A 16414-nucleotide genomic window follows, 5' to 3' on the forward strand; every position below is an offset into this window, starting at 1 on the left:
GCTCGGGCGACGTCGTCGTCGGGACTGCGGGGTCAGGCGACGTCCGCCTGCCACAGGTCCGGCCCGAACACCTCGTACTGGATGTCGGCGGCCGGCACGCCGCGGTCGATCAACCCGCTGCGGACGGCCTGCATGAACGGCAGCGGTCCACAGAGGTAGTAGACGGCGTTCTCGGGCAGATCGACGTCGTCCAGGGACAGATAACCCTCGTGCACGGAAGCTGCCGCGAGGGTGCTCTCCGGCCCGTCCTCGTACCACAGGTGCAAGCGCGCGTCCGCCAGGGCGGCGACGTCACGGTCGACCTGGCTGCGCAGGGCGAAGCTCTGCTCACGCTGGTCGGCGTGCAGCACCCGGATGGTCAGACCGGAGTGCGCCTTGACCAGGTGGGAGAGCATCCCGGCCATCGGAGTGATGCCGACACCGGCGCTGGCGAACACCACGGGCCGGCCCGAGTCGTCGAGCACGACGTCGCCGTAGGGCAGCGACATGGTCAGGCGGTCGCCCACCCGGATGTCGTCGTGCAACAGGGTGGATACCTCGCCGGCGGGTTTGCCACCGCCGGCCACCCGCTTGACCGAGAACTGGCGGTGCTCGCCGTCGTCCGCGGCAGTGAGACTGTACTGGCGAGGCTGATGCACGCCGTCGGCCATCAGGGCCTTGACGGTGACGTACTGCCCGGGCAGGGAAGCCTTCACGAGCCGGTCGTCGACGCGCTTGACGACGAACGTCACGACATCGTCCGTCTCGGCGATCCGCTGCTCGACCTCCCAGTCGCGCCAGACAGTGCTGGGGTTGACGCCGCGAGCGCTGTAGAGGCCGCGCTCCTGGTTGATCAGCACGTTCGCCATCAGCCAGTAGACCTCGTCCCACGCCGCGGCCACCTCCGGTGTGACCGCGTCTCCGAGCACGTCCACGATCGCCCACATCAGGTTGTCATGCACGATCTGGTACTGGGCCGGGGAGATGCCCAGCGACGCGTGCTTGTGCGCGATCCGGTCGAGCAGGTGCTCGGGCAACTCACCCGGCCGATTGACCAGGAAGGACGCGAACGCCGCCACCGAGCCGGCGAGAGCCTGCTGCTGGGCTCCGTCGGCCTGATTGCCTCGGTTGAAGACGCCGTCGAGCAACTCGGGATGCTCGTCGAACATGTGTCGGTAGAAACGCGAAGCGATCTCGACGATGTTCTCACCGACCACCGGAAGCGTGGCTTCGACGACGGGGCGGGCGCGGTCCGACAGCATGGGTTCTCCTCGATCGAATGGGTCAAGCGCGGATAACTTGCATCTTATATGCTAGTTATCCGTTGCTCGTCTCCCCTCCCCCCATGACGCCGGCAGCGGCAATCTGCACCAGCAGGCCGGACGTGGGCGCGTCGAACAGGTCGGCGATCCGCACACCGTCCAGGGAGCGGAGGAACTCCTCCCGCGCCCGCCGGAGGGCGGTGCGCAGATTGCACGCTTGGCGCAGGGGGCACGGCGCGGCCGGGTTGTCGCAGGCGACAGGGTCCGGGTCGGGCTCGAGCCGGCGCATCAACCATCCGACCGTCGCGTCGGCCGCTTCGTCGGTGAATTGCAGACCGCCTCCGCGGCCCCTCGTGGTGTGCACCAGGCCCAGTTCACGCAGTCGTGCGACAGCCTTCGTGACGTGGGTGTACGGGACTCGGATCGCGTAGGCCACCTCGCGACTGGTCGCACCGGCGTCACCGGCAACACCGAGCCGCATCAGCACTCGTAGGCACACGTCACTGAACCCGGTGATGCGCATGCTCTTCCTTCTTCCTGTACCGCCGGGCCGTCAGTCCCGGTGCCGGTCGGGCACCTGGACGTCGGCGACCTCCACGTTGACCTCGGTCACCTGCAGGCCGACCAGCCGCTCGACGTCGTGGTGCACCGCAGCCCGCACGCGTTCGGCCAGCTGCCGCAGGGGCTCACCGAACTCGGCGATGAGCACGACGTCGACGGCGATCTGCCGGCTGCCCATCTCGACCCGGACGCCGCTGCGGGTCTCGTTCGCCCCGACCGCGTCCCGGATCGCGCCGATCGCCCGCGGTGTGCCGGCACCGAGCGCGTGGACACCGGGCACCCGGCGGGCGGCGAGCGCGGCGATCCGGGCCGCGGCGACGTCGGCGATGTGGGTGGTGCCCACCATCTCCTCGTCGCGTCGCTCGATTCCTGGTGGCGGGGGCGCCGTGGAGGGACTCTCGGACCAGGTCACCATGCCGCCTCTCATGTCGGTCGTGAACCTCAGCGTAGCGATGCCGCGAACCTCGCCGTACGCAACCCACGGGAACGGAAGAAGCCCCCGAGATGCACCCGGGGGCTTCTTCGACGATGGTGGCTCCGACCGGCGTCGATCCGGTGACCTTTCGATTTTCAGTCGAACGCTCTACCAACTGAGCTACAGAGCCCGGCACCGCCCCGGCGACCCCGAGGCGATATGCCGCGACGGCTCCGGGAGGACGATTCACGTCGTCGGCCGAAACCGCCTGAGCGACCCTGACGGGACTTGAACCCGCGACCTCCGCCGTGACAGGGCGGCGCGCTAACCAACTGCGCTACAGGGCCTTGGTGTACCCACCCGGGCAGGATCTCGATCCTACCCCAGCCGGTGATCTCCGCAGATCCGATCCGGACCTCCGCGTACCCCCAACGGGATTCGAACCCGTGTCGCCGCCGTGAAAGGGCGGTGTCCTAGGCCACTAGACGATGGGGGCCCGAACACATCACGGATCCTGCGCGAGCAGCGACTCCTCGTCGGCGAGGCATCCCGTTGTGGACCTCACCCAGCATAGGGGAGGACGCCGATTACGCCAAAACGAACGATGTCCCGGGGTCGGCCCGCCACCCCCTGCTTCCTGCCGGGAGAATGGGAGGGTGATGGAACTCTCCGAGGAGGACTTCGACCTGGCCGTACGGGTGGCGCTGCGCGAGATCCCGGCGGACCTGCGCGCCGCCATGGTCAACGTCGCGGTCTTCGTGGCCGAGGAGCCCGAGGAACCCGGACTACTCGGGCTCTACGAGGGGACGCCGCTGACCGAACGGGACGGCTGGTGGGACGCGGGTTCGCTGCCAGACAGCATCACCGTCTACCGCCGACCCATCCTCATGCTCGCCACCTCCCCCGAGGAGGTGGTGAACGAGATCCGTACCACGGTCGTGCACGAGGTCGCCCATCACTTCGGCATCGACGACGACCGATTGAAGGAACTCGGCTGGGGCTGAAGCGCCTAGAGGCCGCCCGCATTGTTCTCATTCCGCCGTGAACTCTTGTCCACCGTTGAACGAGTGTTTAGCGTACTGAACATGCGTTCAACATGCGGAACCGAGCGGTCCGGCGGTGACGACCTCACCACCCGGGCGCGGATCCGCGACGCGGCGGTCGCCCGCTTCGCCCGGGAGGGCTTCCACCGGACCACCATGCGCGCGGTCGCGGCCGACGCCGGGGTCAGCCCCGGTCTGCTCATCCATCACTTCGGCAGCAAGGACGGGCTGCGCCGGCAGTGCGACGAGTACGTGCTCGCGTGGTTCGTTCAGCGGGCCCGCGCCGAGGCGAGCACGGACGGGTTGCGCGAGGTCATCGCGTCGTTCGTCGCCGATCCGGCCGCCACCCGGGTGCCGATGGACTACATGGCGCGCGCGGTGACCGAGGGAACGCCGACCGGGGCCGGGTTCATCGACACGATGATCACCGAGACCGAGCAGTACGTCCACGCCGGCGTCGCCGACGGAACGCTGCGCCCGGTGGACGACGCCCGGGCCACCGCCGTCGTGATGGCGATGGGCAGCTTGGCCATGCTGCTGCTGCCCGACCAGATCGCCCGCACCCTCGGGGAGCCGGCCTTCGGGCCGACGGTCCTGCGCCGGCTCACCGGGCCACTGCTGCAGCTCTACACCGAGGGTCTGTACACCGACGAAACCGTCCGCCGGATCACCGAGGACTCCCTCGCCGCTCTCGACGGCGCCGGTAGCCACGGCACCGAAGCCGGACCGGAAGGAAGCACACGATGAGCGGACGGCATCGAACATCGACGGCGACACCAGTACCTGCCGCCCCGGCACCGATCGCGGCGCCGGCTGACCGGGAACCGGCCACGGCCCCGGGACCGACCAAGGCGCTGGCATCGACGAGGGCGCAGGGCCGGTCCGGTTCGACGGCGAACGCCATCGACGTCGTGAGCCTGACCAAGCGCTTCGGCCGGCACGATGCGCTTCGCGCCGTGGACTTCACCGTCCCGCGCGGCAGCGTGTACGGGCTGATCGGCCCGAACGGAGCCGGCAAGACGACGACCATGCGGATCCTGCTCGACATCATCCGGTCCACCTCGGGTCGCACGGCGGTCGCCGGCACGGACAGCCGCACCGGCGGCCCCGACCTGAGGAGACGGATCGGCTACCTGCCCGGTGAGTTGATCCTGCAGGGCCGGATCACCGGACGCCGACTGCTCTCCCACTACGCCGCCGTCTCCGGCCCGGTGCCTCCCGGCCGGATCGACGAACTGGCCGAGCGGCTCCGGATCGACCTCGATCGGCCCGTCCGCAAGTTGTCCAAGGGGAACAAGCAGAAGCTGGGGCTGATCCAGGCGTTCATGCACGACCCCGAGGTGCTCATCCTGGACGAGCCGACCAGCGGACTCGACCCGCTGATCCAGCGGGAGTTCCTCGGCATGGTCAAGGAGGTGCGCGACGAGGGCCGCACCGTGCTGCTCTCGTCTCACGTGATCAGCGAGATCCAGGAGGCCGCCGACGCCGTTGTGATCCTGCGGGACGGGGTCGTGGTCGAGGTCGCCGGGGTGGAGGTGCTGCGCCGGTCGGCCGTGCGCCGGGTGCGGCTGCAGGTGGAGACCCGCGACGAGCGAGCGCTCGACGCCGACCTGGCGGAATCCGGCCTGACCGCGGTGACGCGGCACGTCCGCGACGGCCTCGCGGACGTGCAGGCGGAACTGGGCGGCCCGATACGGCCCCTGCTCCGCGCACTCGCCACCCTGCCGGTGCACGACCTGGTGCTGGAGGAGCCCGATCTGCAGGACGCCGTGTTGCGGCTCTACGGAACGGACCGGCCGGCGCTCGTGCCGGGCGACGCGGCGGTCGGTGCCGGTGATTCGGACGAGGTGGCGCGATGAGAAGCACCGGAGCGAGGGTCGCCGATTCACGGTGGACGAGTACCCGGCCGTTGCCGCTGTTCGCGGTGGCCCTGGAGAGCAGCTGGCGTTCGCTGGTGGGCTGGTGCGTCGGCCTGAGCGCGGTGTTGTTCCTGTACCTGCCGCTGTTCCCCTCCATCGGCGGCACCGCGCAGATGCAACAGCTGATCTCGTCGCTTCCGAAGGAACTGGTCCGGACCTTGAACTACGACCAGATCGGCACCGGGCCCGGCTACACCCAGTCGACCTTCTTCGGGCTGATGGGCTTCGTCCTGACGACGATCGCCGTCATCGCCTGGGGAGCGGCGGCGGTGGGCGGCGACGAGGAATCGGGCCAGCTCGAACTCACCCTCGCCCACGGCGTCACGCGCACGCAGGTGGTGCTCGAACGGTTCGCCGCCCTCGTCGTGCGGATCGCCGTGCTGACCGTCGTGGTGTTCGTCGTCGTCCTCGCCCTGAACGGGCCGTCCCGGCTGGGCCTGGATCCGGTGCACCTGGCGGGCATGTGCCTCGAGTTCGGGCTGCTGGCGCTGCTGACCGGCACGGTCGCGCTGACGGCGGGTGCCGTGACCGGCCGCCGCGTCTGGGGCATCGGCGCGGGCACCGCCGTGGCCGTCCTCGGCTACGTGTTCAACGCGCTGGGCAATCAGTCACCCGACCTGGCGGGCCTGCAGGCCTACTCCCCGTACCACGCGGTGTTCGGGCCGGGTCCGCTGGCCAACGGCGCCGACGGCGGCGTCCTGCTGGCGTTCGCGGTGGCGATCGCGATCCTCGTCGCCGTCGCCGCCGCGGCTTTCACCCGTCGTGACGTCGGCCGCTGACCGGCCCCGTCGCTGCCCGGGAAGGTCAGCGACGGGATCGGCTTGGTCCGGTGGTCAGGCCATCGGACCGTACGACGGGCGATCGGCCAGGCGCGGGTCGTCCCGGTCGGGCACCACCATGACGGGGCCCCGAGCGTGCGCCTGCACTCCGCGGCTGGTCGAGCCGAGGAGCATGCCGGCGAATCCCCCGCGGCCGCGGGTGCCGAGCACAACCAGTCGCACCGACGCCGAGGCGGCCACGACGACGTCGACCGGGACACCGTCGATGAGCTCGTAGGAGATGTCCAGGTCCGGGAAGTGATGGCCCAACCAGCGCGTCCCGGCGATCATCTGCTCGTTCACGTCGTTGCGCATGCCGTCGCGGTCCAGCGGGGCGGGCACCCACGCCATCGTGGCGGTGATCGGCGGCAGCGCGCACAGCAGGCGCAGCGGCAGGTGGGCGCGCGTGGCTTCCTCGGCGGCGACGAGCACGGCCATCCGGGCGTGCTCGGACCCGTCCACCGCGGCGACGACGACGTCCTCCACCCGATCGGCCCGCTTGTCGGCCGGGGGCACGGTGACGACCGGGCAGCGGGCGTGCGCCGGCAGGGCACCGCTGACGGAGCCGAGCAACCGACCCACGAAGCCGCCGCGCCCGCGAGAGCCGACGACGAGCAGCTGGGCCCGCTCCGACCACGAGAGCAGCACCCCGGCGGCGTCACCGGATTCCACCGCGACCCGCACGTCGACACCGGAGGCGTCGACTCCCTTCAGGGCCGCGGTCAGCACGGCGTTCGCACCGTCCCGGATGACGGCGTCGTCGATCGAGGCGTAACCGCCGTCCATGCCGGACGCGGCGAAGATCGGCACGCTGTACGCGATCAGGGCGACGAGCGGCGCCTGCCGGCTCCGTGCCGCCGCAACCGCCCAGTCCAGGGCAGCGAGGCTGTGGTCGGACCCGTCGACACCGACCACCACCGGGAGCGGCTCGGACGGGCCGGTGCCCATTGGGGGCTCGGGTGTGCCGGTCCGGGGCTGGTCGGTCATGGCATCCTCGCTTCCTGTGATCTACGGTTTGCGAAAACTTGTGCTCGTGCCCCGAGCGTACCGTCGTGCCTGTCGGGATCGTGGCGTTCATCACGCGGATGACGCGAGGAGGAGAGCAAACGTGATCGAACGGTTACGATTCTTGAGCACTCGGCACGGGCGAAGGGCAACAGCTATGCGCGCACACTCACCGGCACCGGCTGGCACCGGCGCCGAAGCGACAACGCGGCCCCACGGCCGTGTCGACCGGTTCTTCCACATCAGCGCCCGGGGTTCGACGGTGCCCCGCGAGGTCCGCGGCGGGCTGGCCACCTTCTTCGCGATGAGTTACATCGTCGTACTCAACCCGCTCGTCCTCGCGGGTCCCGACTCGGCCGGGAACATGCTGGGCATCCCGCGCGTCGCCGCCGTCACGGCACTGGTGGCCGGCATCATGACGCTGCTGATGGGCCTGTGGGCCAAATACCCGTTCGCCATCGCGACGGGCCTGGGCGTGAACGCCCTGGTGTCCATCACGGTGGCGACCCAGCCCGGTCTGACCTGGCCCGATATGATGGGCCTCGTCATCCTCGCCGGCCTGGCCATGCTGCTCCTGGTCGCCACCGGCTTCCGGGAGGCGGTGTTCCGCGCGGTCCCGGAGGGCCTGAAGACGGCGATCGTCGTCGGCATCGGCCTGTTCATCGCCTTGATCGGTCTGGTCAACGCCGGGTTCGTGCGCCGCGTCCCGGACGCGGCGGGTACCACCGTCCCGGTCGGCCTCGGCTTCGACGGCAAACTGGTCGGCTGGCCGACCCTGGTGTTCCTGTTCGGCCTCGCCCTGACCATCGCCCTGGTGGTCAGGAAAGTGCGCGGCGCCATTCTGATCGGCATCATCGCGGCCACCGTGCTCGCCAACATTCTCGAGTCCGTCTTCCGCATCGGCCCCACCTTCCTGGGACCGGACACCCCGCCGAACCAGCAGGGCTGGTCCCTCGTGGTCCCGTCCATGCCGGCGTGGTCGGCTCCGGACCTGAGCTTGATCGGAAACGTCAGTCTCTTCGGTTCCTTCACTCAGCTCGGGGGCGTCTCGGCGCTGCTGCTCGCGTTCGTGATCCTGCTCAGCATCTTCTTCGACGCCATGGGCACCATGGTCGGGCTGGGCAACGAGGCCGGGTTGACCGACGAGCACGGGAACCTGCCGCGGGTCAACCGGGTGCTGCTGGTGGACGCGCTCGGCGCGGTCGCCGGCGGCGGCGCCTCGATCTCCTCCAATCAGATCTTCGTCGAGTCCGGGGCCGGGATCGGGGAAGGCGCCCGCACCGGCCTGGCCAACGTCGTCACCGGCGTCCTGTTCCTGCTCGCCATGTTCCTGACGCCGCTGATCTACCTGGTGCCGTTCGAGGCCGTGGCTCCCGCGCTCGTCGTCGTCGGATTCATGATGGCCTCCCAGGTCGGGCGCATCGACTGGAGCGACGTGGGGATCGCGCTGCCCGCGTTCCTCACCTTCGCCCTGATGCCGTTCACCTACTCGATCGCCAACGGTCTCGGCGCCGGATTCGTCTCCTACACCCTGATCCGCCTGGTGCAGGGCCGTGCCCGCGACATCCACCCGCTGATGTACGCGGTGGCCGGCGCGTTCGTCCTGTTCTTCGCCGTCGGCGCCATCCAGCAGGCCGCCGGCATCTCCTGACGTTCCAGCCCGCGCACAGCAACTCCCGCGAGTGTACGGACGACGTGGGAGGTCGGGTTCGCGCCGAGTGTACGGACGGCGTCGCCATCACCGCCGGATGAGCGCAATTGCCGCACACTCGGCGGTCGGGTTCGCGCCGAGAGCGCCGAGAGGCCCCCTCAGACGGCGACGGGCGCCCCGGTCCGCTCGACCAGCTCCTCGGCGGTGACGTCGGGGGCCAGTTCGACGAGGGCGAGCCCGTCGTCGGTGACGTCGAGGACCCCGAGATCGGTGATGATCCGGTTGATCACCTTCGCCCCGGTCAGCGGCAGATCGCACTCGGCCAAGATCTTCGGGGAGCCGTCCTTCGCGCAGTGCTCCATCAGCACGATCCGTTTCCGGGCACCGTGCACCAGATCCATGGCGCCGCCCATCCCCTTGACCATCTTGCCCGGGATCATCCAGTTCGCCAGGTCCCCGGCGGCGGAGACCTGCATGCCGCCGAGAATGGCCACGTCGATCTTGCCGCCACGGATCATGCCGAAGCTGGTCGCGGAGTCGAAGAAGGAAGCACCGGGCAGCGTCGTCACCGTCTCCTTGCCGGCGTTGATGAGGTCGGGGTCGACGGTGTCCTCGGTCGGGTACGGGCCGACGCCGAGGATGCCGTTCTCGGACTGGAACATGATGAACCGGCCCTCGGGGATGTAGTTGGGCACCAGGGTGGGCAGCCCGATGCCGAGGTTGACGAACGCGCCGTCGGGCAGTTCCTGCGCGGCCCGGGCCGCCATCTGCTCACGGGTCCAGGCCATGTCAGTTCCCTCCGTCGCGCGCGGCAGTGCCCGCGGCAGTGATAGTGCGCTTCTCGATCGGCTTGGTGATGTCCGCACCGACGGGCAGCACCCGGTGCACGTACACGCCCGGCAGGTGGATCTGGTCCGGGTCCAGCTCGCCCGGTTCGACCACCTCCTCGGCCTGGACGATGCAGACCTTCCCGGCCATCGCGGCCAGCGGGTTGAAGTTCCGGGCCGCCTTGTTGAACACGAGGTTGCCGTAGAGGTCCGCCTTCAGCGCGTGCACGAGCGCGTAGTCGGCGACGATCGCTTCCTCGAGGACGAACTCCGTGGCGGTGCCGCCGTGGCTGAACTCCCGCACTTCCTTTGGCGGCGAGGCGAGCGCGACGCCGCCGTCGCCGTCGTACCGGCGGGGCAGCCCCCCGTCGGCGATCTGCGTGCCGACGCCGGCCTGGGTGAAGAACGCGGCGATGCCGGAGCCGCCGGCCCGCAGCTTCTCGGCCAGGGTGCCCTGCGGCATCAGTTCCACCTCGAGCTCGCCGGAGAGGAACTGGCGGGCGAACTCCTTGTTCTCCCCGACGTAGGAGGAGTACATCTTCCGGATCCGGCCGGCCATCAGCAGCACGCCGAGACCGGCCTCGTCGACCCCGCAGTTGTTGGAGGCGATGGCCAGGTCCGTCGCACCCGAGGCGAGGACGCCGTCGATGAGGATCTGCGGCACGCCGCACAGCCCGAACCCGCCGACGGCGAGCAGGGCGCCGTCGCCGATGCCGGCGACGGCCTCCTCGATGGTGGCGACCACCTTGCTGCCGGGCCGCTGCGCGAGCGTTCCCGCTGCGCCGGCCGTCCCCGTGCCGTGATCCACCGTGCTGTCCTGACTCACCGTGCGCTCCATCCGCCGTCCATCGTGTACGAGGCGCCGGTCACCATCCCCGCGTGCTCGGAGACCAGCCACAGGGCCAACGATGCCACCTCCTCCGGCTCTACGAGCCGCTTGATGCTGCTCTCCGCCAGCATGATCCGCTCGACCACCTCGTGTTCCGCCAGCCCGTGCACCTGCGCCTGGTCGGCGATCTGCTGCTGCACGAGCGGCGTGTTGACGTAGGCGGGGTTGATGCAGTTGCTGGTGACGCCGTGCGGGCCGCCCTCCAGGGCCGTCGTCTTCGACAGCCCCTCGAGGCCGTGTTTGGCGGCGACGTATGCGCTCTTGTAGGCGGACGCACGCAACCCGTGCACGGAGGAGATGTTGACGATCCGGCCCCAGCCCCGCGCGTACATGTGCGGAAGGACGGACCGGATCAGCATGAACGGGGCTTCGAGCATCAGGGTGATGATCCGGGAGAAGTCGGCCGGGTCGAACTGCTCGATCGGACTGACGTGCTGGATGCCGGCGTTGTTGACCAGGATGTCGATCGCCGCGTCGGCGGGGGGCCGGTCCAGTACCGCCAGGTCGGTCAGGTCCACGGTCCACGGCGTCCCGCCGATCTGGCCGGCGACGTCCCGGACGCCGTCGTCGTCCCGGTCGGCGGCGATGACGTGCGCGCCCCGGTCGGCCAGTGCCCGGGCGATGGCGGACCCGATGCCGCTCGCGGCGCCGGTGACCAGGGCGGTCCGCCCGGTCAGGTCGGCCGCCGCGGCGGGCGCGAGGGTGGTGCTGGTGGGGGACGAGGTGCTCACGCGGTTCCCTTCTCGGCCAGCAGGCGCTGCCGGTCCTCGTCGTCGACGTCGTGTAGGGAGATTCCTCGAGTCTCGCGGATCCAGGCGACGGAGGCCAACGTGACGACGCAGGCGAGGGCGAGGTAGATCGCGATCGGCACGGACGACTCGAACTCCTTGAGCAGCCACGCACCGATGGTCGGGGCGAGGGAGCCGGCGATCAGCGAGGTGACCTGATAGCCGAGGGAGACGCCGGAGTAGCGCATCCGCGTCGGGAACATCTCCGCCATGATGGCCGGCTGCCCCGCGTACATCAGGCCGTGGAACAGCAGGCCGATGACGATGGCGGCGAGGATGACGACGGTGCTGCGCGTGTCGAACATCGGGAACGCGAAGAAGCCCCACGTGGCGGAGAGGACGGCCCCGACGGCGTAGACGGGGCGGCGGCCGATGCGGTCGGTCAGCCCGCCCCACAGCGGCACGGTGATGAAGTGAATGACGTGCGCGATGAACATCAGACCGAGGATCTCGGCGGTGTTGACCTTGAGCTGCGTCAGGTAGAACAGCGAGAAGGTGACCACCAAGTAGTACATGATGTTCTCGGCCAGGCGCAGGCCCATAGCGCCGAACACGCCCTTGGGGTAGCGGCGGAACACCTCGACGACGCCGTAGGACTGGGCCTTCGACTCCTCGACCTCGCTCTGTACCTGCGCGAAGATCGGCGCGTCGGTGATGCGGGTGCGGATGTAGTAACCGACGACGACGATCACGGCGGAGAGCCAGAAGGCGATCCGCCAGCCCCAGCCGAGGAACTGGGCGCTGGTCAGTGTGGTCGAGAGGATCCACAGCACGGCGGTGGCGAGCAGGTTGCCACCCGGGACGGCGGCCTGCGGCCACGCGGCCCAGAAGCCCCGGCGCCGGTTCGGGGCGTGCTCGGCCACGAGCAGCACGGCACCGCCCCACTCCCCGCCGACGGCGAAGCCCTGCAGGAATCGAAGGACCACCAGCAGCAGCGGCGCGGCGTAGCCGATGGTGGCGAAGTCCGGCAGGCAACCCATCAGGAAGGTCGAGACGCCGACCAGGATGATCGCCACCTGGAGCAGATACTTGCGGCCGAACCTGTCGCCGAAGTGGCCGAAGACGATGCCGCCCAGGGGCCGGGCGATGAAGCCCACCGCATAGGTGAGCATGATCTGGATGAAGCCGTCGATCTCGCTCGTGCCCTGCGGGAAGAACGTCTTGTTGAAGACGAGGGCCGCGGCGGAGGCGTAGAGGAAGAACTCGTACCACTCCACGACGGTGCCCGCCATGGACGCAGCGACGACGCGACGGAGGTCTCGGCGGCTGGGATGGGGATCGCGGGCGGCGGACGTGGCGGCCACGTTGCTCGGCGTGCTCATGGTGTGCTCCTGACTGACGGCATCATCCCGGATCCCGGATGGTCGTCCTAGCGAGGTCGTCGTTGACGCCGGTGCGAGGGGTGGCCCGGCCGGTGCGAGTGGACGGGTACCGATGTGATCCATGCCACCGGTTGTCAGCAGTGTAGGGAGGCACCGGGTGGCCGCGGCAATGACCAGGACAGCAGAAGCGATCTGCAAGAATGCAGACCATGGCACTCGGTCCCCTGCCTGCAGCTGCTCCGATCGCAGACGACCTGCTCGTCTTCCTGGCAGTCGCCCGGTCCGGGACCTATGTCACCGCCGCCGACGATCTGGGCATGAACCACACGACTGTCTCCCGGCGGGTGGCCGCCCTGGAGGGTCGACTCGGCGGGCGGCTGCTGGTCCGGTCGCCGTCGGGCTGGGAGCTGACCGAACTGGGCCGGTCCGCGCTGGCGGAGGCCGAGCAGGTCGAGGCCGCCGTCGACCGGTTGCGCGGCGACCGGGAGGCGCCCGCGCTGAGCGGGGTGATCCGGCTCAGCGCCACCGACGGGTTCAGCGCGCTGGTCGTGCCGCCCGCGGTCGCCCGGCTGCGGCGGCGGCACCCGAGCATCGCCGTCGAGATCGTCACCACCACCCGCCGCGCCCTGCAGCACCGGGCCGGGCTGGATCTGGAGGTGGTGGTCGGCAGACCCGAGGTCCGGCGGGCGGAGGCGCTGTGGCTCGCCGACTACCGGTTGGGACTCTACGGGTCGCGTGCGTGGCTGGCCGAGCACGGGACGCCCTCGTCCGTGGCCGAGTTGACCGGGGCACCGCTGATCTACTTCATCGACTCGATGCTCAGCGTGGACCCGCTGGACGCGGCGCCGCGGATCCTGCCGGCCATGCGCGACGCTCTGACCTCGACGAACGTGTTCGTGCACGTGGAGGCGACCCGCGGCGGCGCCGGGCTCGGCCTGCTGCCCTGCTTCATCGCGGACCGGCACGAGGACCTGGTCCGGCTGTTCCCGGCCGTGGTGTCCGAGACGCTGGGGTACTGGCTGGTCAGCCGGCGGGAGGCGCTCCGGCAGCCGACGGTCGCGGCGTTCGTGACGGAGTTGCGGGCGCAAGTGGACCGGATGCGGGAGGCGCTGCTGCCCCCCGGGTGACGTGTGTGCCGCGCGGTCGGCCGTGGGTGCAATATGCACCCACGCGGGTGTACGGTTGCCGCATGCCGAAAGTCATGCACATCCGCGACGTTCCCGACGACGTGCACGACGCCATCGCTCGGGCCGCTCGGGCGGAAGGGCTGTCGCTGACCAGGTACATGCAGCGCGAGTTGGAGCATCTCGCCAGGCGTGCACAGATCGTGCGCGACAACGTCGAGGTCGTCCGCCGCACGCAGGAACGCGTGCGGGGTCGATCGGACCGCGACACCATCCTGGCCGTTCTGCACGACGGACGCGGCGATTGAAGATTGTTGACGCCGGCGTCGTCGTCGAACTGCTCGCCGGAGGGCTCGACCCGGGGAAGCTGGGCGGCGAAGAACTGGCGAGTCCGCACCTGATCGACAGTGAAGTGACTCATGTGCTGCGTGGCCTGGTCAGCCGCGGCGCGCTCAGTGAGGAGCAAGGGGTCCTCGCGCTGGAGGGTTTCATCGAGCTGACGCTGACCAGGTTTCCGGCCGACTGGCTCCGGCCGCGGATCTGGGAGTTGAGGCACAATCTGAGCGGTTACGACGCCACGTACGTCGCTCTGGCGGAATCGACCGGTGCCAGTGCGTTGCTGACCACGGACACCCGACTGGCTCGGGCTCCCGGGCCTCGGTGCCGGATCGACCTGGTGTGAACCGGCCGCGACGCGCGCATACCGGCGAAAGGACGGCCTTCGTCAGTCGACCCGCGGGCGGGAGCCGGCGGCGAAGCGGCGTACCTGCGCGTCGTCCCACACTTGCGCGGGCACGGCGTCGGTGAGCAGGCTACGGCGCAGCGCCGGGGAGGGCTCGAGCGGCGCGTGGGAGCCGGCGAAGATGATGTTGCCCCAGCGGCGGCCCTTGAACATCGGCGGGTCCGCGATGGCCACGGTGTGCTCGAAGACGGCGGCGATGGTCGCGGCCTCACCGCGGGCGAGGGCGAGATCAGGCCGGTCGCCGCAGTTGGCGACGTAGACGCCGCCATGACCGGGCGAGTCATCCAGCACCGCGTCGACCGCGCGGGTGAACTCGACCGTGGTCAGGGGCCCCGGCGTCACCGCCCCGGCGAACACGTCGCGGATGACGACGTCGCGCGTGCCGGGGGTCAGGGACTCGGTCACGGCGCGCGCCTCCCCCACCCGCAGCCGCAGCATCGGGGCGCGGGGCAGGTCGAACCAGCGGCGGACGAGGGCCGCGAGCGCCGCGTCGATCTCGACGACGACCTGCCGGCTGGCCGGGTAGACGGCGTTGGCCCAGCGGGCCAGCGAACATCCGGCGCCGCCGAGGTGCAGCAGGCGCAGGGGTGCGCCAGCGCCAGCGCCAGAAGAAACGTCGTCGAACCGGTCCCGCAGCAGCGCGGCGATCCACCGCATGTACTCGAAGTCCAGCTCGGCCGGCTTCCCCGGCACCCAGTGGGAGGAGAGGACACCGTTCACCAGCAACTGCCACGCGCCGTCCCGGTAGGGGTCAGGCAGCAGTTCGGCGGTGCCGGTGTCGATCGGGTAGGTGCCGGCGACGGGACCGTCCGCTGCATCGGCATCGGCCGCTGCGTCCTTGTCGGGACCCCGGCGACGTCGGCCCATCAGCACTCCGGGCGGGGTCGCGGTGGAGGGGAGGCGATCACGCGCCGGCGTCGTGGTCCGTGCCGGAGCCGGTGCCGGAATCGCCGTCGAGCAGGCGCTCGACCCGCTCCACCTTGCCGGTCAGCTCACCGGTGTGCCCGGGTCGGATGTCGGCCTTGAGTACGAGGGAGACCCGGCTGCCGTAACGCCCGACGGCCTCGGTGGCGCGCTTGACGACGTCCATCACCTCGTCCCACTCCCCCTCGATCTCGGTGAACATCGAGCTGGTGTGGTTGGACAGGCCGGATTCGCGGACGATCCGGACGGCTTCGGCGACGGCGGTGTGCACGGACGCGTCCCCCTCACCGGCGCGCAGCGCGGGGTCGGACGGAGCACCGGCGGGGGACACGGAGAAGGCGACGATCATGGGTCCAGCCTGTCACTGATCTGTCGGACGCCGAACACCGCGGAGTCCCGTGATGCAGAAAGCGCTGCATAGGATGCGTCACGGCGATAGACTGGGACACATGTCCTCTCCAGCCGTGATTCGCAAGAGCGTGCCCGTGGACGCCGCAGAACTCGCTCTCGCCGACCTCGTGCGCACTCCCGGATCGCCCGAGCGCGCAGCGGTCGAAGCGATCGTGGGGCCGCTTCCTGAGCGACTCTCCGAGGCGCAGACGATTTCCAGCCTCCTTGCGGTTGCCCGGGCAACCGTGCGCGACGAGGTCATCGCCTCCGGCTATGCCGCTTACGCGGCCACGCTGGACGACGACGACCGTGCTTTCGCCGCCGCCACCCGCGCACGTCGTGCTGACCGCGAGCACCACCGGACGAAGAAGGGCCGGGACTGATGCCGTTCGTGCGCGGACAGGTGTACTTCTGCGACCTGGGGTACGGGGAGAAGCCCTGGCTCGTCGTGTCGAACAACGCCCGGAACCGAGCTCTCGGCAGCGCGCTCGTCGCCCGTATCACGACCAGCCGGAAGCCGCCGCTCGAGAGCATCGTTCAGCTCCAGCACGATGACGTCCTTGCCGGGAGCGTGCTCTGCGATGACATCGAGACGATCTATGCAGATGACGATCTCCGTCGCGCCGGCGCCCTGACGCTCGACACCATGGTGAAGGTCGACCGTGCGCTCAAGGTGGCATTCCGCGTGAACTGACACGCCTGAGCTCCTCGGTGGGCCCACCTGCCACAATGGGGGCATCCGAGCGAAGGAGCAC

General features: G+C 70.0%; 20 protein-coding genes and 3 tRNA genes. 10 read left to right on the plus strand and 13 right to left on the minus strand.

Annotation, left to right across the window (positions count from 1 at the left end; translation table 11 throughout):
* Positions 1-32: 32 nt before the first annotated feature.
* From BKD30_RS12085 to BKD30_RS12110, 6 genes are all read right to left on the minus strand, one after another.
* A complete protein-coding gene (locus BKD30_RS12085) occupies positions 33-1241 on the minus strand; it encodes a globin domain-containing protein (protein WP_076704894.1) in 1209 nt (402 codons plus the stop codon).
* A gap of 55 nt (positions 1242-1296) precedes the next feature.
* Positions 1297-1764 carry an RrF2 family transcriptional regulator gene (locus BKD30_RS12090; protein ID WP_076704896.1) on the minus strand — a complete coding sequence of 156 codons (468 nt, stop codon included), beginning with the start codon at positions 1762-1764 and terminating at the stop codon, positions 1297-1299.
* Positions 1765-1794: 30 nt separating this feature from the next.
* A complete protein-coding gene (locus tag BKD30_RS12095) occupies positions 1795-2217 on the minus strand; it encodes an Asp23/Gls24 family envelope stress response protein (RefSeq protein ID WP_076704898.1) in 423 nt (140 codons plus the stop codon).
* Between the two features lie 114 nt (positions 2218-2331).
* Positions 2332-2407: transfer RNA gene (locus BKD30_RS12100), tRNA-Phe, on the minus strand.
* 83 nt (positions 2408-2490) lie between these two features.
* Positions 2491-2564: transfer RNA gene (locus BKD30_RS12105), tRNA-Asp, on the minus strand.
* Between the two features lie 76 nt (positions 2565-2640).
* A tRNA-Glu gene (locus BKD30_RS12110) sits at positions 2641-2713 on the minus strand.
* A 163-nt stretch (positions 2714-2876) separates the two neighbouring features.
* On the opposite strand from BKD30_RS12110, the gene BKD30_RS12115 reads away from it, so the two are divergent.
* From BKD30_RS12115 to BKD30_RS12130, 4 genes are all read left to right on the plus strand, one after another.
* On the plus strand, positions 2877-3221 hold the full coding sequence (locus tag BKD30_RS12115; RefSeq protein WP_076704900.1) for a metallopeptidase family protein: 345 nt from the start codon (positions 2877-2879) through the stop codon (positions 3219-3221).
* An 81-nt stretch (positions 3222-3302) separates the two neighbouring features.
* Positions 3303-4007, plus strand: coding sequence for a TetR/AcrR family transcriptional regulator (locus tag BKD30_RS12120; protein ID WP_076704901.1), 705 nt, complete (start codon positions 3303-3305; stop codon positions 4005-4007).
* The gene (locus BKD30_RS12125; RefSeq protein WP_083956414.1) at positions 4004-5119 is read left to right on the plus strand and encodes an ABC transporter ATP-binding protein; all 1116 of its coding nucleotides are present in this window, start codon (positions 4004-4006) and stop codon (positions 5117-5119) included. The genes BKD30_RS12120 and BKD30_RS12125 overlap by 4 nt, the downstream gene beginning before the upstream one ends.
* On the plus strand, positions 5116-5958 hold the full coding sequence (locus BKD30_RS12130; RefSeq protein ID WP_076704903.1) for an ABC transporter permease subunit: 843 nt from the start codon (positions 5116-5118) through the stop codon (positions 5956-5958). Before BKD30_RS12125 ends, BKD30_RS12130 begins: the two co-directional genes overlap by 4 nt.
* Before the next feature lie 54 nt (positions 5959-6012).
* Here BKD30_RS12130 and BKD30_RS12135 read toward each other — a convergent pair whose 3' ends face one another.
* Positions 6013-6984 (minus strand): universal stress protein, encoded by a 972-nt coding sequence (locus tag BKD30_RS12135; protein WP_076704905.1) that lies wholly within the window; start codon positions 6982-6984, stop codon positions 6013-6015.
* 175 nt (positions 6985-7159) lie between these two features.
* On the opposite strand from BKD30_RS12135, the gene BKD30_RS12140 reads away from it, so the two are divergent.
* Positions 7160-8653, plus strand: a complete 1494-nt coding sequence (locus tag BKD30_RS12140) for an NCS2 family permease (RefSeq protein WP_083956415.1) — start codon at positions 7160-7162, stop codon at positions 8651-8653.
* A gap of 158 nt (positions 8654-8811) precedes the next feature.
* Here the strand turns inward: BKD30_RS12140 and BKD30_RS12145 are convergent, their stop codons facing one another.
* From BKD30_RS12145 to BKD30_RS12160, 4 genes are all read right to left on the minus strand, one after another.
* Complete coding sequence (locus tag BKD30_RS12145) at positions 8812-9441, minus strand: CoA transferase subunit B (RefSeq protein WP_076704906.1); 630 nt, start codon at positions 9439-9441, stop codon at positions 8812-8814.
* A 1-nt stretch (position 9442) separates the two neighbouring features.
* Positions 9443-10225 carry a CoA transferase subunit A gene (locus BKD30_RS12150; RefSeq protein WP_076704998.1) on the minus strand — a complete coding sequence of 261 codons (783 nt, stop codon included), beginning with the start codon at positions 10223-10225 and terminating at the stop codon, positions 9443-9445.
* A 77-nt stretch (positions 10226-10302) separates the two neighbouring features.
* On the minus strand, positions 10303-11100 hold the full coding sequence (locus tag BKD30_RS12155; RefSeq protein WP_083956419.1) for a 3-hydroxybutyrate dehydrogenase: 798 nt from the start codon (positions 11098-11100) through the stop codon (positions 10303-10305).
* Positions 11097-12479, minus strand: coding sequence for an MFS transporter (locus BKD30_RS12160; protein ID WP_083956421.1), 1383 nt, complete (start codon positions 12477-12479; stop codon positions 11097-11099). The genes BKD30_RS12155 and BKD30_RS12160 overlap by 4 nt, the downstream gene beginning before the upstream one ends.
* A 209-nt stretch (positions 12480-12688) precedes the next feature.
* Between BKD30_RS12160 and BKD30_RS12165 the strand changes: the two genes are divergently transcribed.
* From BKD30_RS12165 to BKD30_RS12175, 3 genes are all read left to right on the plus strand, one after another.
* Positions 12689-13606: a LysR family transcriptional regulator gene (locus BKD30_RS12165; RefSeq protein ID WP_076705004.1), complete on the plus strand. Its 918-nt coding sequence runs from the start codon at positions 12689-12691 to the stop codon at positions 13604-13606.
* 62 nt (positions 13607-13668) lie between these two features.
* The gene (locus BKD30_RS12170; RefSeq protein ID WP_076704907.1) at positions 13669-13911 is read left to right on the plus strand and encodes a hypothetical protein; all 243 of its coding nucleotides are present in this window, start codon (positions 13669-13671) and stop codon (positions 13909-13911) included.
* Positions 13908-14285: a type II toxin-antitoxin system VapC family toxin gene (locus BKD30_RS12175; protein WP_076704908.1), complete on the plus strand. Its 378-nt coding sequence runs from the start codon at positions 13908-13910 to the stop codon at positions 14283-14285. The genes BKD30_RS12170 and BKD30_RS12175 overlap by 4 nt, the downstream gene beginning before the upstream one ends.
* A gap of 42 nt (positions 14286-14327) precedes the next feature.
* On the opposite strand, the gene BKD30_RS12180 is transcribed toward BKD30_RS12175, so the two are convergent.
* Positions 14328-15212: a spermidine synthase gene (locus tag BKD30_RS12180; protein WP_076704909.1), complete on the minus strand. Its 885-nt coding sequence runs from the start codon at positions 15210-15212 to the stop codon at positions 14328-14330.
* Between the two features lie 37 nt (positions 15213-15249).
* On the minus strand, positions 15250-15618 hold the full coding sequence (locus BKD30_RS12185) for a thiamine-binding protein (protein ID WP_076704910.1): 369 nt from the start codon (positions 15616-15618) through the stop codon (positions 15250-15252).
* 52 nt (positions 15619-15670) lie between these two features.
* Between BKD30_RS12185 and BKD30_RS15955 the strand changes: the two genes are divergently transcribed.
* On the plus strand, positions 15671-16042 hold the full coding sequence (locus BKD30_RS15955) for a molecular chaperone GrpE (RefSeq protein ID WP_143588183.1): 372 nt from the start codon (positions 15671-15673) through the stop codon (positions 16040-16042).
* A complete protein-coding gene (locus tag BKD30_RS12195; protein ID WP_076704911.1) occupies positions 16042-16353 on the plus strand; it encodes a type II toxin-antitoxin system PemK/MazF family toxin in 312 nt (103 codons plus the stop codon). The genes BKD30_RS15955 and BKD30_RS12195 overlap by 1 nt, the downstream gene beginning before the upstream one ends.
* Positions 16354-16414 lie beyond the last annotated feature (61 nt).

This window comes from Tersicoccus phoenicis (genome assembly GCF_001968835.1).
Taxonomy (GTDB): Bacteria; Actinomycetota; Actinomycetes; order Actinomycetales; family Micrococcaceae; genus Tersicoccus; species Tersicoccus phoenicis.

Bases quoted from the DNA above. Each gene is read 5' to 3' on its own strand.
- BKD30_RS12125 (WP_083956414.1), top strand. From the start codon at position 4,004: ATGAGCGGACGGCATCGAACATCGACGGCGACACCAGTACCTGCCGCC.
- BKD30_RS12090 (WP_076704896.1), bottom strand. From the start codon at position 1,764: ATGCGCATCACCGGGTTCAGTGACGTGTGCCTACGAGTGCTGATGCGG.
- BKD30_RS12095 (WP_076704898.1), bottom strand. From the start codon at position 2,217: ATGGTGACCTGGTCCGAGAGTCCCTCCACGGCGCCCCCGCCACCAGGA.
- BKD30_RS12135 (WP_076704905.1), bottom strand. From the start codon at position 6,984: ATGACCGACCAGCCCCGGACCGGCACACCCGAGCCCCCAATGGGCACC.
- BKD30_RS12140 (WP_083956415.1), top strand. From the start codon at position 7,160: ATGCGCGCACACTCACCGGCACCGGCTGGCACCGGCGCCGAAGCGACA.
- BKD30_RS12160 (WP_083956421.1), bottom strand. From the start codon at position 12,479: ATGAGCACGCCGAGCAACGTGGCCGCCACGTCCGCCGCCCGCGATCCC.
- BKD30_RS15955 (WP_143588183.1), top strand. From the start codon at position 15,671: ATGCAGAAAGCGCTGCATAGGATGCGTCACGGCGATAGACTGGGACAC.
- BKD30_RS12130 (WP_076704903.1), top strand. From the start codon at position 5,116: ATGAGAAGCACCGGAGCGAGGGTCGCCGATTCACGGTGGACGAGTACC.
- BKD30_RS12170 (WP_076704907.1), top strand. From the start codon at position 13,669: ATGCCGAAAGTCATGCACATCCGCGACGTTCCCGACGACGTGCACGAC.
- BKD30_RS12120 (WP_076704901.1), top strand. From the start codon at position 3,303: ATGCGTTCAACATGCGGAACCGAGCGGTCCGGCGGTGACGACCTCACC.
- BKD30_RS12085 (WP_076704894.1), bottom strand. From the start codon at position 1,241: ATGCTGTCGGACCGCGCCCGCCCCGTCGTCGAAGCCACGCTTCCGGTG.
- BKD30_RS12115 (WP_076704900.1), top strand. From the start codon at position 2,877: ATGGAACTCTCCGAGGAGGACTTCGACCTGGCCGTACGGGTGGCGCTG.
- BKD30_RS12195 (WP_076704911.1), top strand. From the start codon at position 16,042: ATGCCGTTCGTGCGCGGACAGGTGTACTTCTGCGACCTGGGGTACGGG.
- BKD30_RS12180 (WP_076704909.1), bottom strand. From the start codon at position 15,212: ATGGGCCGACGTCGCCGGGGTCCCGACAAGGACGCAGCGGCCGATGCC.
- BKD30_RS12145 (WP_076704906.1), bottom strand. From the start codon at position 9,441: ATGGCCTGGACCCGTGAGCAGATGGCGGCCCGGGCCGCGCAGGAACTG.
- BKD30_RS12185 (WP_076704910.1), bottom strand. From the start codon at position 15,618: ATGATCGTCGCCTTCTCCGTGTCCCCCGCCGGTGCTCCGTCCGACCCC.
- BKD30_RS12165 (WP_076705004.1), top strand. From the start codon at position 12,689: ATGGCACTCGGTCCCCTGCCTGCAGCTGCTCCGATCGCAGACGACCTG.